The following is a 16824-nucleotide window of genomic DNA, read 5'->3' on the forward strand; positions in this document are numbered from 1 at the left end:
CTCAGTCCCGTCCGCCGTGCCAGCGAACGGCGACCGCACCGGCGAAGTCGCCCGCGTGGGCGAATCCCCCGAGCACCATCAGGTCGCCGTCCTTCGCCCGCCGGGAGCTGATCGCGTGGTCCAAGGTGACCGGGATCGCCGCTCCGAAGAGGTTCCCGCATGCGTCGAAGGTGTTCAGGTGCCGTTCGGCGGGCAGCTGCAGCGCCTCTCGCCAGTTCCGCAGGAAGGTGCGGTTGGGCTGGTTGGTGATGAGGACGTCGATGTCGGTGCTCGCCACGCCGAGCCGCCGGCACAGGGCCGTGACCACCTCGGGGACGAGGCGGTTCCCGCGTGCCAGAACCTTGGCGACACTGGCGTCGGTGAAGCCGATCCGCAGTTGGGACTTGCCCGGCTCCCAGTACTTGCGACCGTCGTCGACCGCCACGGTCATGTCGCCGGCGTACTCGCCGATGTGCCGGGTCTCCACGTCGAGGACCGGCGACTGTGCCGACGTCGTCACGTACCCCACACCGCACCCGTCGCCCGGGATCGCCGCCTGGGCGAGTCTGCGCACCTCGGACTGGGTGAACCACTGCCCCGCGGCGCTCTGCGCATTGCATATCAGCGCGCTCTTGGCGTCGGTGGTGGTGAGGATCTGCCGGGCCAACTTCACCATGTACACGAAGGACGCGCACCCCGCGTTGGCCACGTCGACGAGCCACTCCGGGCGCAGGCCCAGCCGACGCGCCACCTCGGTCCCGGCGCCCACGAACGGCAGGTCCGGCAACTGACTGTGCACCAACAGCACGTCGACGCCTCGGATCTCCGCCGCGCCGTGCCGTTCGATCAGGGGCTGTACGGCCCGCTCGACCATGTCCGCGTTGGTCTCGTCCCTGGCCACGTGGTGCCGTAACGGCGGGACCTTGAACATGGGGTGGTTGCGGAGCTTGTCCTCGGCTCCGGGGAAGTCCGTGTAGAACCCGGCGGGGACCGGCTCGCCGGGGAGGTAGCTCGCGACGTCGGTGAGGCTGACCGTGGTCACGGCGCCACCGCCCTCGCCGGAGCCGAACAGACCGGCAGTCCGCCCCGGTGGCGGTGCTCCAGGATGGCCTTGAGGTTGCGCATCTCCACGGTGTGCCCTGCGTAGAAGAGGTCCCAGTAGTCGCCCACCCAGGGGCGGTCCGGTCGGGGCGCCAGGTCGGGGCGCGGGTTGTCGTCGTAGTAAGGGTGCCGGCAGTTGGTCCAGGTGATCACCGAACCCGGCTTGTCGAGTACCAGCGGGGCCGGTACGACACGCATCAGGTAGATCATCCACAGCCTCTCGCCCTGGTCCCAGGAGCAGTGGTAGTCCACGGTCATGGCCTCGGGGTTCGCGAGCACCTTGCAGTAGATGCGGGTGTCCTCCTCCAGCCGGTCGTGGCCGACCCAGAGCCCCGGTGTGCCGGCGGGCGCGAAGTCCCGCAGGCTGCAGGTCCACTCCTCCAGATGGTGCCCCTGGCGCAGGTAGTCGTAGGCCTCCTCCGGAGGGCAGTCGACGTACTCGTGGATGGTGCAGTACTGCCCGTAGACCTGATGGTGGGGGTAAACCGCGTGGGTGAGCTCCATGCAGTGGGCGGTCAGTTCCTCCTTGCCGGTGTTCTCGATCCGGACCAGACCGGGGATGTCAGCCAACGTGGATGACGGCTCGCTCATCTGAACCTTCCTTGCTCTCGGGGGCTTCGGTGAAGGACTGGAAGGGAAGGAACGGGGGGATCTCTCGTGGGTCACAGTCCACTGCGACGAACGCCGGGCCGTCACCCGCGTTGCCGCGCAGCAGTGCCGTGCGCAGTTGCGCCGCGTCGGCGGCCCCCGTCGCCCGAAGGGACGGGAAGGCCGCGGCGACTCCGGCGGCGAGGTCGGTCCGGGCGAACACGTCGTCGCTGCGGACGCCGCCCTGGAGGAACTCCTCCCGCAGTGCGCACATGGCGTGGGCGTTGTTGTTGAAGATCACGAACGTCACGGGTGCGTCGTACTCCACGGCGGTGTGCACTTCCATCCCGTGCATGAAGAAGGCCCCGTCGCCCGCGAGGACGTAGGTGCGGCGGCCGGTGGCGAGTGCCGCGCCGATGCCGGCACCGAAGGTGTAGCCCATGCCGCCCATGCCGACCGCCACCACGAAACGGCCGTGGCGCGGTGCCGGGAGGAGGTGGACCGCGCCGGCCCCCGTGTTGCCGGCGTCCACGAAGACGTGTGCGTCCTGGGGAAGAGCCGCCTCCACCGCGGCGACGGCCTGGGCTTGGGGAACGGTGCGCTCCCGGGCCTGGACGGGCGGACCCGGCATGGGTGTGGGAAAGGGGCCGGCGTGCGGTGGGCACGGACGTGGGTGCGAGGGCAGCCGGGCGGTCACGGCGCGCAGCCCGCTCCGCAGGTTCCCCACGAGTGCGGTGCCTGCCACGAACGGCGGTTCGGGGCCGAGGCAGACGACCTTGGTGGCGGCCAGGGCCCGGTCGAGGCCGCCGCGTGCCAGGAGCGGCAGTCGGGTACCGACCAGCAGGCACAGATCGGCCCGCCGCAGACAGTCCTCCACGTTGGCGTGGCCCATCACCCCGGCCACACCCGCGAATCGGGGATCACGGTTGTCGAAGACGTCCTTGGCGTCCGGGGTGACCGCCACCCATGCCCCGAGGCGCCGGGCCAGTTCGGCCAGATCCTCGCGCGCGTCGGCGGCGGCGACGTCCTCACCCGCGACGACGAGGACGCGAGCCGCCCCGCGAAGGGCGTCCGACACGGCACTGACGGCGGCTGTGTCGAGCCGAGCCGCTGAGCCCGTCGTGGGGTCGCCCGGCGCCGGCGCCGGCACCGCGTCGCGGCCGGGCACCTGGATCCGTGCCTGCTGCACGTCCTTGGGCAGCAACAGTACGGCCGGGCCGCGTGGATCGGCCTGTGCCGCCGCGACTGCGCGGGGCAGCAACTCGATGAGCGAGTCGGCGTCGTCGACCCGGGCGCAGAACCGGGAGACGGGCGCGAAGACCTCCCGTGCGTCGAAGGACCCCGCCTTGCCGCTGGAGTCCTGGAACGCCCCGTGCCCTTCCTGGCCGGTCGGCGGCTGGCCCACCAGGGCCAGCACGGGCACCCGGGAGGCGTACGCCTCCGCCAGACCCGGTACGAGGTTCATCGCCCCACCGCCCGAGGTGGCGGCAACAACGCCCAAGCGCCTGGTGGTTCGCGCGTATCCGTCGGCCATCGTGACGGCAGAGAACTCGTGTTTGGCGACGACGCCGCGGACGGCTCCACAGCGGTGCACCGCGTCGTACAGGTCCTCGATGTTCGCGCCGCCGACGCCGAACACGTGGGTGACGCCGATCCTGGCGAGTTCCCCGGCCAGGTGGTCGACCACGCGTACCGGTTCTCCCTCGCGTAATTCCGAGGTCGTGGTGGTCATACGGGGCTCCCCTCCCTCTCGTGGTGACGGTCGATGAGGCCGGACGGCGAGATGACCTGAAAGCGGTGCCGGTATTCCTTCGGGGTGAGTCCCAGGGTTCGTCCGAAGGACCGGAAGAACGTCTCGGTGGCGGCGAAACCGCAGCGGCCGGCTATCTGGCTGATCGTCAGGTCCGTGGTTTCCAGCAGTTCGCGCGCGCGGGCGATGCGCGTCCGCTCGACGTACTGGCCGGGTGTCGTGCCCACCTCGCGCCGGAAGACCCGGGCGAAGTTGCGCTGGCTCATGTTGGCCTGACGCGCGATCTCGGCCACGGGCAGCGGGCTGTCCAGGTTCTCCAGAATCCACTCCTGTGCTGCGCGGATCGGCGGATGGTCGGCCAACTGGGCGTCGAGGACGGCGCTGTACTGGGACTGTCCTCCGTGCCGTTTGAGGAACAGCACCAGGAACCGCGCCGTCTCCAGCGCGAGCGCCGATCCGTGATCGGCCTCAACCAGAGCCAGCGCCATGTCGATGCCGGTCGACACGCCCGCGGAGGTCACGAAGGGGCCGTCCCAGACGAAGATCGGCTCGGCATCCACCGTCACCGCCGGATAGCGGCACGCCATCGCCTCGCTGTACGCCCAGTGCGTGGTGGCGCGTCTGCCGTCGAGGAGCCCCGCCTCGGCGAGCAGGAAGGATCCGCCGCATACGGAGGCGACCCGGCGCGAACGGCCCGCCGCGCGGCCGATCCAGGACACGAGCGCCTGGTCCCGAAGCGCGTCGTCGAGACTCCATCCGCCCGGCACGAGGAGCGTGTCGATCGGGCCCTGCCCCGCCTCCAGCGGCGATGCTTCGACCACCAGCCCCGAACTCATGCGCACCAGCGGTGCGTCGGCGGAGACGAAGTCGGTCCGGTAGGGAACACCCGAGGGCCCCAGGAGCCGGTTCGCGGTATCGAACACTTCAATCGGTCCGGTGATGTCCAGGGCCATGGCGCCCGCGTACACCACCACAACAACACGTCGCTCCAACACGGTCACAGCCTGTATCGGGAGTCGCACTGGCTGCAATGACAGATTATTGACGCATCCGGCCAACGTGCGGCGTCGCACGGGTGGGAAGGCCGCCCGGCAAGGCAGTTCGTGCGCCGGGCGGGCTGCGCCGCGTGAGGCACTTCACAGGACGGCTCCTGTCGCCGGTGCCCGAGTGCGCGGCGCCTTTCGAACGAGGGGCGTCGGTGGGCCGCCGGCGACCGGCGGGGCCCCACATGTCGCGGCACCCGCTCTCCGGTCCCCGGCGGGTGCCCAAGTCTTCGTCGGCGTCCGACCTGGACAGCGCTGGTCGGACAGCCGGACGCCACGGCCGCGTTCGTCAGTTCCCGGTCGGGCGGCTCGGTGCGGACCGGGGCGTGGAAGAACGCCACGCATCCAGCGGGCACGGCTCCTGAGGGAAGGCCGCCGGGGGGAGAGCCGCGGAATGTCGTGGCGCTCGCCGGCCCCGTCCCTCTGCCACGAGCCGTTCAGGCGACGCAGTCGCATATGGGCCAGGCCCTCCGGAGACCAGCTGGGCGCTCTTCCGGGCCCGCTGCACCGGGGTGCGAAGGCGAGCCGGCCCCGCGTCAGCCCAGTTTGAGAAGCCCGGCTTCGACCACGGCGCGGCCGATCGGGCTCGCGAGTTCGGCGAGGCGTTCACAGCCGGCGTCACCCAGGGCGGCGTAGGCCGGGAGGGCCAGCCGGTCCGTGCGGTCCTCGATGTGCCGGCGCAGAGTCGCGCCCTCCGGGCTGAGGGAGTCGCCGTCGAGAAGGCCCCGCTCGCGCAGACGCTCCCTGGTGCCGGCCCACTCCTCCTCGGGCCAAGCGCGGCTCGCCTTGAGGAAGTCGACGGGAATCTCACCGGTGGCGGCGTGCAGAACCAGGGCCTCCAAGCCACTGACGCCCTCGCTCAGCAGGCACGCGACATGGCCGTCTCCACGGAACTCCCGGAGCAGCGTCTGGGCGTGCCACAACTGCAGCACCGGCTCCTCCGGCCAGGGCAGTGCCGCATGCGCGGCGAACAGCGGGCGGCCCTGGGCGTGTTGGCAGGCCGCCTCGGCGGCACGGCGGGTCAGCGCCAGGACCTCGTCCAGGTCGGGCAGCTCGTGGATTCCCGCCCGCCGCAGGGCTTCACCCGCCGCGCCGTACCGGGCGTCCAGCACCTGCTGCGGAGTCGTCGCGTCCCAGGCCTCGTCGACCGCCTGCCGTACGAAATCGGGGTTGAAGTTGTAGAACGTCGCGATGATCAGCTCGGCGGATGCCCGGCCGAACGCGGCGCTCCGGGAGGTGAAGTACCCGGCGCGTCCGCTCAGTCCCAGGTCCGCGTACCGTCGCCGTGCCTCGGGCACGAAGTAGATCATGCCGTGTACCGGCTCGAGTCGGCGCCAGGCCGCACGCGCTGTCTTCATGGGTCACCTCTTCGGAGAGTCGACGAGCGGGGTGTGCGTCGCGGTCCCGGACCGGCCGTGCGCACGCAGGTGTTCGAGCAGCAGACGGCTGAGCGTCCCGGGTGCCTCCTCGGGAACCCAGTGGCTGACGCCCTGAAGGGTCTCGAACCGGTACGGCCCGCTGACCCACCGCCCGGTCTCCCGTGCCGCCGCCGCGCCGAACGCGCTGTCCTGCGTGCTCCAGACGTACAGCGTGGGTACGTCGATGATGCCGATCGCGCCCTCGGGGCGGCCTGCGCGGTACCAGTTCAGCGCAGCGGTGAGGGCCCCTGGACGGGACAGGTGCCGTACATAGGCCTCGGCACTGTCCTGCGGGACCTTGCCGGCGTAGAGGGCGCGGAGCTCCCGGGCGTCGTGGGCCAGCATGCGCTCTTCGGTCGCGGGCGTCTCGCGCCAGTCGATCATGTAGAGCGAGCGTCTGCGCTGGTCCTCGTCGGTGCGCAGGGTGGTGGCCAGGGCGCCGGGGTGAGGTGTTGACACCACGGTCAGGGTGCGTACCCGGCCGGGATGGGCGTCAGCGGTCCACCAGGCCACCGCGCCTCCCCAGTCGTGACCGACCAGGTCGAACGCCTCCCAGCCCAGTTCTTCCGTGATCGCGACCACGTCGTCGACGAGAAGGCCGATGCGATAGTCCTCGGGCCGCTGGGGACGCGCACCGGGGGAGTATCCCCGCTGGTCGGGCGCCACCACCCGGTAGCCGTCGGCGGCCAGCGCCTCGATCTGCCGCTGCCACGCCAGTCCCGTCTGCGGGAAGCCGTGCAGCAGCAGCACCGGGCGGCCCTCGGGCGGACCCGCCACGATCGCGTCGAACACGCCCGCGACGGTGGAAATGCTCAGCGCGGTCACCCTCCGCCTCCTCATACCGACTGGTCGGTAGCCTTCAGGCGGGAGGGTGGGCTGTCAAGGGCGCGAGCGGGTGGCGTTGATCTAATTGAACCTGACGTCGGATTCAACTATATAGGTCTGCAGGCCGGCGGGCGCAGCCGGACTTCCCGCCCCGAGGCTCCCCGGAGAACCGGACCCACAGGAAGAAGTGAGGCGACATGAGAGAAGCAGTCATCGTTTCGACGGCACGGACGCCGATCGGAAAGGCCTACCGCGGCGCGTTCAACGACACCCAGGCGCAGGAACTCGCCGCCCACGCCCTTTCTCACGCGGTCCGGCGGGCGGGGCTCGAAGGCGGCGAGGTCGAGGACGTGATCTTCGGTTGCGCCGTGCAGCAGGGGTCCGCCGGTTTCAACGTGGCGCGTCAGGCCGCGCTCCGCGCCGGCCTTCCGGACACCGTGTCGGGGATGTCGATCGACCGGCAGTGCTCGTCGGGCCTGATGGCCATCGCGACGGCCGCCAAGCAGATCGTCGCGGACGGCATGCAGATCGCCGTCGGCGGCGGGGTCGAGTCGATCTCCCTGGTGCAGAACGACCACATGAACACCCACCGCATGGCGGATCCCTGGCTGGCCGAGCACAAGCCCGCCATCTACATGCCGATGCTGCAGACGGCGGAGATCGTCGCCGAACGCTACGGCGTGAGCCGCGAACGCCAGGACGAGTTCGCGCTGGTGTCGCAGCAGCGCACCGCGGCAGCGCAGGAGGCCGGCCGGTTCGACCGGGAGATCGTCGCGCTCGACAGCGTCAAGAAGGTGCTCGACAAGCAGTCCGGGGAGGTGCGGGACGAGGAGGTCACCCTGACCCGGGACGAGGGCAACCGCGCCTCGACGACGCTCGAAGGCCTGGCCGGGTTGGCGCCGGTGCTGCCCGACGGTCAGGTGAGCGCGCGTTCCAGCGTGACGGCCGGCAACTCCTCGCAGTTGTCGGACGGGGCTTCGGCGTCGGTGCTGATGGAGTCGGGGGAGGCGGAGCGTCGCGGACTTCAGCCGCTGGGTGTCTACCGGGGTATGACCGTCGCCGGCTGCGGACCGGACGAGATGGGGATCGGGCCGGTGTTCGCCATCCCGAAACTGCTGAAGCAGCACAACCTCACCATCGACGACATCGGCCTGTGGGAACTCAACGAGGCGTTCGCCTCCCAGGCGCTGTACTGCCGCGACGAACTGCACATCGACCCCGAGCGGTTCAACGTCAACGGCGGCGCGATCTCGGTCGGTCATCCGTACGGAATGACCGGCGCCCGTCTGGTGGGACACGCCCTCATCGAGGGCAAGCGCCGCGGGGTCCGGTACGTGGTGATCTCGATGTGCGTCGGCGGCGGAATGGGCGCGGCCGGACTGTTCGAGGTCGCCTGAACCGGGCGTCCCCGCCGATGCAAGTCACCTACGAGAGAGGCATGGACACCGTGTCGAACATGGCGGAACAGACCCGAACCGCGGTCCTGGTGGACTTCGGCGGGGTCATCACGTCCTCCGTACTGCAGGCTTTCACCGACTTCGGCGCCTCGCTCGGCGGCGACCCGCGTCTGGTACTGGACCTTCTCGGCCGGGACCAGCCGTCACGCACCCTCCTGGCCGACCACGAGTGCGGCCGCATCGACACGGAGACCTTCGAGCGGGGATTCGCCGAACGGCTCCGTGTCCACGGCGCCGACGTACCGGCCGAGGGTCTCACGGCCCGGATGCAGGCGGGTGTGACGATCGACGAGCACATGCTCGCGCTGCTCGGTGATCTCCGGGCCGCCGGCCGTCCCGTCGCGCTGGTGTCCAACTCGTTCGGCACCGGAACCTACGACGGCGTCGACCTCGCCGCCGTCGCCGATGTGGTCGTCATCTCCGCCGAGGTGGGGATCCGCAAGCCCTCCCGGCGGATCTACACGATCGCCTGTGAGCGCCTCGGTGTCGATCCCGGGGCGGCGGTCATGATCGACGATCTGCAGCAGAACCTCGACGGAGCGGCCCGGATCGGAATCGGGGGCGTGTTGCACACCAGTGCCGCCGACACCCGCCGACAACTTGCCGAACGCTTCGGGATCACCTCCTGACCCTGCGTCTCGGGCCCCTGACCACGATGTCGGATTCAAGTACAGTTCCCGGGGTGAACAGCACGTCGCCCGAGGAGACCGACGGCGAGAAGGCACCTCCCATGGCGCCCCTCTCGCACCTTCGCGAGCCGCCCACGACGAAGCGGGGAGCGCGGACCCGGGCCGCTCTCGTGAAGGCCGCGCGCACCGTGTTCGAACGGGACGGCTACCTCGACACCCGCCTGACCGACATCACCAAAGAGGCCCGGTGCGCGGCGGGATCCTTCTACACCTACTTCGCCAACAAGGAAGAGGTTCTGGCCGCCGTCCTCCTGGAGGCGCAGGAGGACATGATGCACCCCGGTATGGGCCGGGTGCAGGATGCCGACGACCCCCGTGCGGTGCTCGAGGCGAGCAATCGGGCGTATCTCGAGGCGTACAAACGGAACGCGAAACTGATGGCACTGCTTGAGCAGGTCGCGCAGGTGGAACCGGAGTTCCGTGACTTCCGGAGCCGGCGCGCCGACGCCTTCATCCGCCGCAACGCCCGCGGCATCGCCGACCTCCAGGCGCGGGGTGTCGCCGATCGTGGCGTCGATCCGATGATGGCCTCCCGTGCGCTGTCGGGCATGGTCAGTGTCATGGCCTACAACGCCTTCGTGCTCGGGGAACGGCAGGAGGACGGCCCGCGGGTCGACTTCGAGGAGCTCGTGTCCACGGTCACCCGGCTCTGGGCCAACGCCCTGCGGTTCCCCGGCCACCGCTGACCAGGGGCGAGTGGTGGCAGCCGTTGGGCTCAGACGGTGCTCAGCCCTCCGTCGACCACCAGGCTCTGCCCGGTGATGTAGGAGGCGCGGTCGGAGAGCAGGAAGGCGACGGCTTCGGCCACCTCCCACGCGGTGCCTTGGCGCGCGAGCGGTATGCGGGTGAAGGAGGTGGAACGCGACGCCCGCCGGGCCGAGGCCTCGCGGCCCATCGGGGTGTCGATCAGGCCCGGGACGACCAGGTTGGCACGGATCCCGCGCGGCGCGCCTTCCTTGGCGACATGGCGGGTGAGACCGAACAGGCCCGCCTTGGAACTGTCGTAAGCGGGCGAGTTGGTGGAGGCGCGCAGCCCGGCCACGGAACCGACGAAGACGATCGATCCGCCGTCGGCGATCGCGGGCAGCCCGTACTTGGCGGCGAGGAAGGGAGCGCTGAGGTTGACCGCGAGCACGCGGTCCCACTCCTGCGGCGAGGTGTCCGCCAGGCCCGCACCGAGTCCGATGCCGACGTTGACCACCATCCCGTCCAGCGAGCCGAGTTCGCGGGCGGCCTCGGCGACCATGGCCGAGGACTGGGCGGGATCCGTGGCGTCACCCACCACGGGCAGGCCACGGGCGCCCGTCTCGCCGACCAGGGCTGCGGTGGCCGCCGCCGCAGAGGGGGAGACGTCGGCGCAGGCCACGGCCGCTCCCTCGCGGGCGGCGAGCACGGCCACCGCCCGTCCGTTGCCCACCGGGGCCGCCGGATCGTCGCTGGGACGGGTGCCCGCGCCGACGACCAGGACGCTCCGGCCGGCCAGGAGTCCGACGGGGTGGGTCGCGGGGTGCCGGGACTCAGACATGTCCGGGTGTCCCTTCCGTCACGTCCGCGCCGGCTCCGGTGGGCGCGGGCAGGGTTTCCGTCGCGTAGCCGGGCTCGAGCGGAGTGCCGGCGGAGTTCAGGAAGAACGCCACCATGTGGTACTGGCCGACGAGCAGGGTGATCTCGATCAGCTGTGCCTCGTCGTGGTCGGCGGCGAGCGCGGTCCAGGTGGCCGCGGACAGGCGTGCGTCACGGTGCAGTTCGTCGGCGGCACGCAGCAGGCGGGCGTCGGCCGGCGCCCAACCCTGGGCGTCCGGGCCCGCGCCGACCCGCCGGATCTCCTCGTCGGTGACCCCGGCCTCCCTGGCCAGCGGTACATGCCGCCCCCACTCGTAACCGGCCCGGGTGTTGTACGCGGTCCGCAGGATCAGCAGTTCCCGGGTGCGGGCCGGGAGCCGGCCGTCGCGCAGCAGATGGCTGCCGAACGGCAGGAAGCGCTCGAAGAGGCCGGGGTGCCGCACCAAGGTGGTGAAGACGTTGGCGACGCGGCCGTCGGCGTCCCGGGGAATCGGGGCGAGCAGCTCCCGGGTGTGCGGGTCCATGGCGTCCTCGGCCAGCGGTGCGAGCCGTGGTCCGGTGCCGGCGGCGGGGCGGTGGGGTCGGTGATGGTGCTCGTCGGTCATGGCGGTCTCCGCACTGATCGTCAGGGTGGGGCGGGTGGCACGAGGCCGGGTCGGGGCACGGTCGGCCGGCGGCCTGCGTCATGTGCGCCGAGGCGTTCCTTTCGCCGCCGTGTCACTGTGCTTGCGGAGGTGGGGGGTTGTCGACGGCTCGCCGGCCAAGGACGGAGGTCGGCATATTGTTCAGTCGCACAACGGTCGGTACCGGAGGGGCAGAGGTGAGGTCCATGCCCGGACAGGCGGACACGACGGCGCCCCTCGAGCGGGTCATCGGCGCGATGGCCGCGCAACAGGGGCCCCTGGGCGGGCGGTTGCACGCGGACCTGGTGGAGCAGATCCCGTCCTACCGCGCGGTCCCGCGGGAACTCCTGGACCAGATCTGGCACCTGCACGTCCAGCGGGCCCTCTCGGTGGTACGGAAGGGGACGGTGCCCGCGCCGGAGGACTTCGGCGAGGCCGACGTGGCCCGGGACCGGGTCGCCCGAGGCGTGCCGCTCGGCGATGGGCTGCGCGCCTTCCGCCGGGCGCTGAGCGCGATCCGGGACCTGTTCATCGCCGAGGCGACCGGACACGGGCTGGACCCCGGCCTCATCGTCGACCGCACCAGGTGCCTGTGGGAGCTCGCGGACGTCGCGAGCCTGCGGATCGCCGCGGTGCACCGGCAGGCGGAGGTCGCCGCCGCCGTGTTCGACGCCCGCCGCCGCGCCGACTTCCTGCGCGGACTGCTGTACGGGACGCTGAGCGCCGCGGAGATCCACAGCGGTGCGGCGATCTACGGACTGGACCCGTTGCGGCGGTACCGGGCCGTCAGAGCCCTCCCGGACGGCGACGTCGGCCCGGACGCGCTGGAGCGCTCCCTGGAGGCCCACGGTCGCAGGAACGGCCGAGCCGCGCTGCTCACCGTGCTGGACGAGGCCGTCGTAGGACTCGTCGAGGCAAAGCCGGAGACCGGTGACCTCGAGGTGACGGCGGGGCTGGGCCCGCCGACGGACCTGGATGCGGTGCACCGCTCCTTCCGTGCCGCCGGCAGGATGCTGGCGGCCGCCCGGGCCTACGGCCTGCGCGGTGTGTACGACTTGAGCGACCTGTCCTGGCGGGTGGCGGTCGTCGCCGAACCGGAACTCGCCGAGTTGCTGCTCGACCGCTACCTGCGCCCGCTGGAGGCGGAAGGCGAGTTCGGCGCGCTCATCGAGGAGTCGGTGCGGGCATACCTGGAGGGGGGACGGCGTGTCCGTGAAGTCGCCCGCGGCGCGCACGTCCACGTCAACACCGTCCGCTACCGGCTGCGCCGTTTCGAGGAGCTGACCGGCACCAGCCTGGACGCTCCGGACACCGCGGTCGAGCTCGGCTGGGCCCTGGCGGCACGCGAACTGGGGAGGGCGTCGCGAGGCCGGGCAGGACCTGCCCATGACGGAATCCCTTAGGGGAAGGCTGGGCGGACTGCAGTGGCGGCACCGTGCCCGTGCGTGCAGCCCGCCCGCGCCGACGTGGTCACTCGGCCGCGGCGAGCAGCCGTGCCTCGCTCTCCTCGTACAGCCGCCGGCTCTCGACGCCGGCGGCGGTGCGGCGCCGGTGGTCCAGCCGGCTGCCCAGCCACCCCGCGAGGTAACCGAAGGGGACGGATACCAGCCCGGTGGACTGCATGGGGAACAGGTCGAAATCGGCGTGCGGGAAGACGGCGGACGGTGTGCCCGAAACGGCCTTGGAGAAGATCATGAGCACCAGCGCGCAGGCCGCGCCGCCGTAGAGGGCGGCCAGCAGGCCGGTGCGCGTGAATCCCCGCCAGAACAGAGAGTAGGTGAGCGCGGGTGCGACCGCCGAGGCCCCGATGCAGATGGCCAGCGTGGTCAGCACGCCGACGTTCCAGTTCTGGACCAGGGTGGAGAGCCCGATGGCCACGACTCCCACGGCCACGCTCGTCCACGCCGCCACCGTCATCTCCGTACGCGGCTCGGCCCGTCCCCGCCGTGCCGCGTGGGCGAACAGGTCGTGGGCGAGCGACGAGGCCGCGGCCAGGGTCATCCCCGCGACCGACGAGAGCAGGGTGATGAACACCATGCCCGCCACGGCCGAGTAGAGGATCGTCGAACCCGCGGAGGCGGGGGCGCCGCCCAGCATCTGCGAGAGCATCAGCACCGACGTTCTGCCCTGCGGGTCGGTCGCGGTGATGTACCGCGACCCCACCAGCGCCGCCGCCCCCGTGCCCACGATGATCACGAGCAGGCAGAACGTGGTGACCGTGCCCACCGCCCACGACATGGAGCGCCGCACGGCCGGTGCGTCCTTCGCGGAGTACAGACGCATCGTGATGTGGGGCAGGCAGGCCACGCCGAGAACCACCGTGATCTGCAGACTGACGAAGTCCAGCCGGTCGACGGCCGACGTGCCCAACTGAAGTCCCTGTTGCAGGTAGGCGGGGCCCGCGCCGCTGCCGTGTTCGGCCGCCCTGAGGACGTCGCCGGGGTTCCAGTCGAAGCGGTTCAGTACGAGAACGGCGACGACGACGCTGGTGCCGATCAGGAGCACGATCTTGATCATCTGGATGAGCGCGGTGCCCCTCATGCCGCCGAGCGCCGCGTAAAGGATCATCAGGCTGCCGACGATGACGATGCACGCCGTCCTGGCGCCCGCCAGGTGCGGGATGCCGAGGATGAACGTGAGCAGCGACCCGGCACCGGAGAGCTGGACGACCAGGAAGGGCAGGGTCGCCGACAGCGTCACCACGCAGGCGGCGATACGCACGCCCCCTCCGGGCATGTTGCGGGCCAGGACGTCGCCCATGGTGAACCGGCCCGCGTTGCGCAGGGGTTCGGCCAGCAGGAACATCAGCAGCACCAGGGACAGGGCGGTGCTGACCGCGAGGACGTAACCGTCGTACCCGGCGAGCGCGATGATGCCGGTGGTGCTCAGCACCGTGGCCGCGGAGATGTAGTCGCCAGCGATCGCCAGACCGTTCTTGAGCGGGGTGAGGGAGCGGTAGCCGGTGTAGAAGTTCGTCAGGTCGTCGCGGTCCGGTCCCGCCATCACGCACATCAGCAGCGTGATGGTGACCAGTGCGGTGAACAGGACCAGGACGATGGCCTGCGTGCCGGTGCCGAAGTCGTTCATCTCGCCGTCCCTCTGTGTCCGCCGGCGGGGACCGCCTGCTCCCTGACGGCGCGGGCCAGCGGATCCACCGAGCGTTGTGCACTGCGTCCGTACCAGAAGACCGCCGCGAAGGTGACGACGAGCTGGAGCACCCCCAGGGCCATCCCCAGGCTCAGCTCTCCGGCGATCCTGGCCCCCATCAGGGCGGGTGCGTAGCAGGACAGCACGACATACACCACGAAGGAGCCGAGCGCGGTGAGGGTGGAGATCCGGCGGAGCAGGCGATACGCCGAGCGCAGGGCGGCGAGATCGGCAGCGGGCCGGTGGGTCTCGTACGCGTACGGCTCGTTCCAAGGGGCTTGCCCGTACGTCGCGTACCCCGGGGTGCCGTGTCCGTACGGCCCGGGCCGGCCGTGGGGCGGCGGCCATCCGGTATCGGACGGCGGGTACCTGTTCTCGTCGGCGTACGTCATCGCATGGCCTTCCGCTACGGCTCGGACCGGTGAGGGCTGTGGGGGCGTGGCGGCGCACGTTACCGACTGGTTGGAATGCAGGTAAGGCACTGTGGGTCACGTTTCGGGGTCGGTACGGCCGTCGCGGGCGCCGCCGCCTCGGCCGGTTTGCGCCCGGCGCGTGTCGAACGTCACACGCGCCTCCGTACCTACCGGTCGGTACGCTGCCGTGGAGTCGTGAACTACAGGAGGCGTGATGTCTGCGACCAACCGCCAGATCCGTCTGGCAGCCCGCCCCGTGGGTGAGGTCAAACCCGAGGACTGGCAGCATGGTTCAGTGCCCGTGGACGAGCCGGGTCCGGGCCGGTTCGCGGGCCGGACGCGCGTCATCTCTCTGGACCCGGCGATGCGGGGCTGGCTGGACGACCGTCCCTCCTACCTGCCTCCGGTGGGCATCGGAGAGGTGATGCGCGCCGGATCGGTCATCGAGGTCACCGCCTCCGAGCACCCCGACTTCCAGCCGGGCGATCACGTGGTCGGCACCTTCGGTGTCCAGGAGTACGTGGTCTCCGACGGCAGGGGCGCCCTGAAGATCGACACCTCCCTCGCCCCGCCCTCGACGTATCTCGGCGCGCTGGGCATGCCCGGCATGACCGCCTACTTCGGCCTGCTGGACGTCGGCGCGCTGAAGGACGGCGAGACCGTCGTGGTCTCGGGGGCGGCAGGGGCGGTCGGCAGCATCGCGGGCCAGATCGCGAAGGCCAAGGGCTGCCGGGTCGTCGGCATCGCCGGAGGGCCGGAGAAGTGCGCCATGGTCCGCGACGAACTCGGATTCGACGCGGTGATCGACTACCGCGCCGAGGACGTCAGGAAGGCGCTGCGGCGGCACGCCCCTGACGGCATCGACGTCTACTTCGACAACGTCGGAGGGGACATCCTCGACGCGGCCCTGACGCGACTGGCCATGCACGCGCGTGTCGTGGTCTGTGGTGCGATCAGTCAGTACAACAACACCACGCCGGTCAAGGGCCCTTCCAACTACCTCTCGCTGCTGGTGCGTCGCGCCCGCATGGAGGGCTTCGTCGTGTTCGACTACGCCCAGCGCTACGCGCAGGCCGCGCAGGACATCTCCGCCTGGATCGGAGCCGGCCGCATCAAGGTCAAGGAACACGTGGTGACGGGGACCGTGGACGACTTCCCGGAGACGTTGCAGATGCTGTTCCGCGGGGAGAACGTCGGCAAGCTCGTCCTGGAGCTGTCATGACCGCCGTCGAGAGCGACGCCGCCTCCCGGCCGGGACCGACGGACGGCGCCGCGCTCCGGGGCAAGGTGGCCGTCGTCACCGGCGGTGCCTCCGGACTGGGCCGGGCGACGGCACTGGCGCTGGCGAAGGCGGGGGCACACGTGGTCGTCGCGGACCTCGACGCGCGCGGCGGCCGGGAGGTGGCCGACATGGTCGGCGGGCATTTCCGTGTGTGTGACGTCTCGGACCCCGACGCGAACCGTGCGCTGGTGGACTTCGCCCAGGAGCACTGCGGCGGTGTCGACATCGCGTTGCTCAACGCCGGGGTGGCGACCGGCTGCGGGCTCGCCGAGGACTTCGACCTGGCACGCTACCGTCGCGCGATGGGGGCCAACCTCGACGGCGTGGTCTTCGGCACCCATGCGTTGCTGCCGGCGATGCGGGCCCGCGGCGGCGGGGTGATCGTGGCGACCGCTTCCCTGGCCGGCCTGGCGGCCGTACCGCTTGATCCTCTGTACGCGGCCAACAAGCATGCGGTCGTAGGTCTCGCCCGCTCCCTGGGGCCGGCTCTCGCGCCGGAGAACGTGCGCTTCAACGCCGTGTGCCCGGGTTTCGCCGAGTCACGGATCATCGATCCGCTGCGCGACATGCTCTCCGAGCAGAGGCTGCCGATCATCCCGGCCCAGGTCGTGGCGGACACGGTGCTGCGGATCGTCACGGGCGACGGTACCGGGGAATGCTGGTTCATCCAGGCCGGCCGCGACCCGGAGCCGTTCCGCTTCCGCAACGTCCCCGGTCCGCGCACGCCGGCCGGGGTATGAGAACGACGCCGTTCACCTCGTCCGAGTTCACCTCGTCCGAGTGACCGCGGGTCTTCGCGACCGCTCCGTGCGGCCCGGCCCGGCACGTCACGTGCCGGGCCGGACCGCTGTTCAGAACTCCCGGCTTGCCACCCAGCATGTCGACTTCGCCCACTACGCTGCTCAACGCATCCTTTGCGGCACAAGCGCGATCGGTTCCCGGCGCC

General features: G+C 71.0%; 16 protein-coding genes. 6 read left to right on the plus strand and 10 right to left on the minus strand.

Features of this window, described 5'->3' with window-relative positions; genetic code table 11:
• Position 1: 1 nt before the first annotated feature.
• The 6 genes from AB0D93_RS32180 to AB0D93_RS32205 all read right to left on the minus strand — a co-directional run bounded on the left by AB0D93_RS32180 (position 2) and on the right by AB0D93_RS32205 (position 6704).
• Positions 2-1021, minus strand: a complete 1020-nt coding sequence (locus AB0D93_RS32180; RefSeq protein ID WP_362127035.1) for a ketoacyl-ACP synthase III family protein — start codon at positions 1019-1021, stop codon at positions 2-4.
• The gene (locus AB0D93_RS32185) at positions 1018-1671 is read right to left on the minus strand and encodes an SRPBCC family protein (protein ID WP_362127038.1); all 654 of its coding nucleotides are present in this window, start codon (positions 1669-1671) and stop codon (positions 1018-1020) included. The genes AB0D93_RS32180 and AB0D93_RS32185 overlap by 4 nt, the downstream gene beginning before the upstream one ends.
• Positions 1643-3400 carry a thiamine pyrophosphate-binding protein gene (locus AB0D93_RS32190; RefSeq protein WP_362127041.1) on the minus strand — a complete coding sequence of 586 codons (1758 nt, stop codon included), beginning with the start codon at positions 3398-3400 and terminating at the stop codon, positions 1643-1645. The genes AB0D93_RS32185 and AB0D93_RS32190 overlap by 29 nt, the downstream gene beginning before the upstream one ends.
• Positions 3397-4419 (minus strand): GlxA family transcriptional regulator, encoded by a 1023-nt coding sequence (locus AB0D93_RS32195; RefSeq protein ID WP_362127044.1) that lies wholly within the window; start codon positions 4417-4419, stop codon positions 3397-3399. The genes AB0D93_RS32190 and AB0D93_RS32195 overlap by 4 nt, the downstream gene beginning before the upstream one ends.
• Positions 4420-4997: 578 nt before the next feature.
• A complete protein-coding gene (locus AB0D93_RS32200) occupies positions 4998-5819 on the minus strand; it encodes a hypothetical protein (RefSeq protein WP_362127047.1) in 822 nt (273 codons plus the stop codon).
• A gap of 3 nt (positions 5820-5822) precedes the next feature.
• Positions 5823-6704, minus strand: a complete 882-nt coding sequence (locus tag AB0D93_RS32205) for an alpha/beta hydrolase (protein ID WP_362127050.1) — start codon at positions 6702-6704, stop codon at positions 5823-5825.
• Between the two features lie 197 nt (positions 6705-6901).
• Between AB0D93_RS32205 and AB0D93_RS32210 the strand changes: the two genes are divergently transcribed.
• Genes AB0D93_RS32210 through AB0D93_RS32220 form a run of 3 tightly spaced genes read left to right on the plus strand, consistent with a single transcriptional unit; the run spans position 6902 to position 9536 of the window.
• Entirely contained in the window at positions 6902-8101 is a 1200-nt protein-coding gene (locus AB0D93_RS32210) for an acetyl-CoA C-acyltransferase (RefSeq protein ID WP_362127053.1), read from the plus strand.
• A 59-nt stretch (positions 8102-8160) separates the two neighbouring features.
• Positions 8161-8790: an HAD family phosphatase gene (locus AB0D93_RS32215; RefSeq protein ID WP_362127056.1), complete on the plus strand. Its 630-nt coding sequence runs from the start codon at positions 8161-8163 to the stop codon at positions 8788-8790.
• 53 nt (positions 8791-8843) lie between these two features.
• Entirely contained in the window at positions 8844-9536 is a 693-nt protein-coding gene (locus AB0D93_RS32220; protein ID WP_362127059.1) for a TetR/AcrR family transcriptional regulator, read from the plus strand.
• Positions 9537-9565: 29 nt separating this feature from the next.
• On the opposite strand, the gene AB0D93_RS32225 is transcribed toward AB0D93_RS32220, so the two are convergent.
• Together AB0D93_RS32225 and AB0D93_RS32230 are read right to left on the minus strand one after the other, a co-directional pair.
• Complete coding sequence (locus AB0D93_RS32225; RefSeq protein WP_362127062.1) at positions 9566-10375, minus strand: SDR family oxidoreductase; 810 nt, start codon at positions 10373-10375, stop codon at positions 9566-9568.
• Positions 10368-11018, minus strand: coding sequence for a carboxymuconolactone decarboxylase family protein (locus AB0D93_RS32230; protein WP_362127065.1), 651 nt, complete (start codon positions 11016-11018; stop codon positions 10368-10370). Before AB0D93_RS32230 ends, AB0D93_RS32225 begins: the two co-directional genes overlap by 8 nt.
• A 224-nt stretch (positions 11019-11242) precedes the next feature.
• On the opposite strand from AB0D93_RS32230, the gene AB0D93_RS32235 reads away from it, so the two are divergent.
• Entirely contained in the window at positions 11243-12439 is a 1197-nt protein-coding gene (locus AB0D93_RS32235; protein WP_362127068.1) for a helix-turn-helix domain-containing protein, read from the plus strand.
• A 67-nt stretch (positions 12440-12506) separates the two neighbouring features.
• On the opposite strand, the gene AB0D93_RS32240 is transcribed toward AB0D93_RS32235, so the two are convergent.
• Positions 12507-14123, minus strand: a complete 1617-nt coding sequence (locus tag AB0D93_RS32240; protein ID WP_362127071.1) for a cation acetate symporter — start codon at positions 14121-14123, stop codon at positions 12507-12509.
• On the minus strand, positions 14120-14575 hold the full coding sequence (locus AB0D93_RS32245; protein ID WP_362127074.1) for a DUF485 domain-containing protein: 456 nt from the start codon (positions 14573-14575) through the stop codon (positions 14120-14122). The genes AB0D93_RS32240 and AB0D93_RS32245 overlap by 4 nt, the downstream gene beginning before the upstream one ends.
• 235 nt (positions 14576-14810) lie before the next feature.
• On the opposite strand from AB0D93_RS32245, the gene AB0D93_RS32250 reads away from it, so the two are divergent.
• Together AB0D93_RS32250 and AB0D93_RS32255 are read left to right on the plus strand one after the other, a co-directional pair.
• Positions 14811-15818: an NADP-dependent oxidoreductase gene (locus AB0D93_RS32250; RefSeq protein WP_362127077.1), complete on the plus strand. Its 1008-nt coding sequence runs from the start codon at positions 14811-14813 to the stop codon at positions 15816-15818.
• A complete protein-coding gene (locus AB0D93_RS32255) occupies positions 15815-16618 on the plus strand; it encodes an SDR family NAD(P)-dependent oxidoreductase (RefSeq protein WP_362127080.1) in 804 nt (267 codons plus the stop codon). The genes AB0D93_RS32250 and AB0D93_RS32255 overlap by 4 nt, the downstream gene beginning before the upstream one ends.
• Positions 16619-16824: the final 206 nt, after the last annotated feature.

Origin of the sequence: Streptomyces sp. NPDC048191, from assembly GCF_040652655.1 — a bacterium.
In the GTDB taxonomy this organism is placed as follows: Bacteria; Actinomycetota; Actinomycetes; order Streptomycetales; family Streptomycetaceae; genus Streptomyces.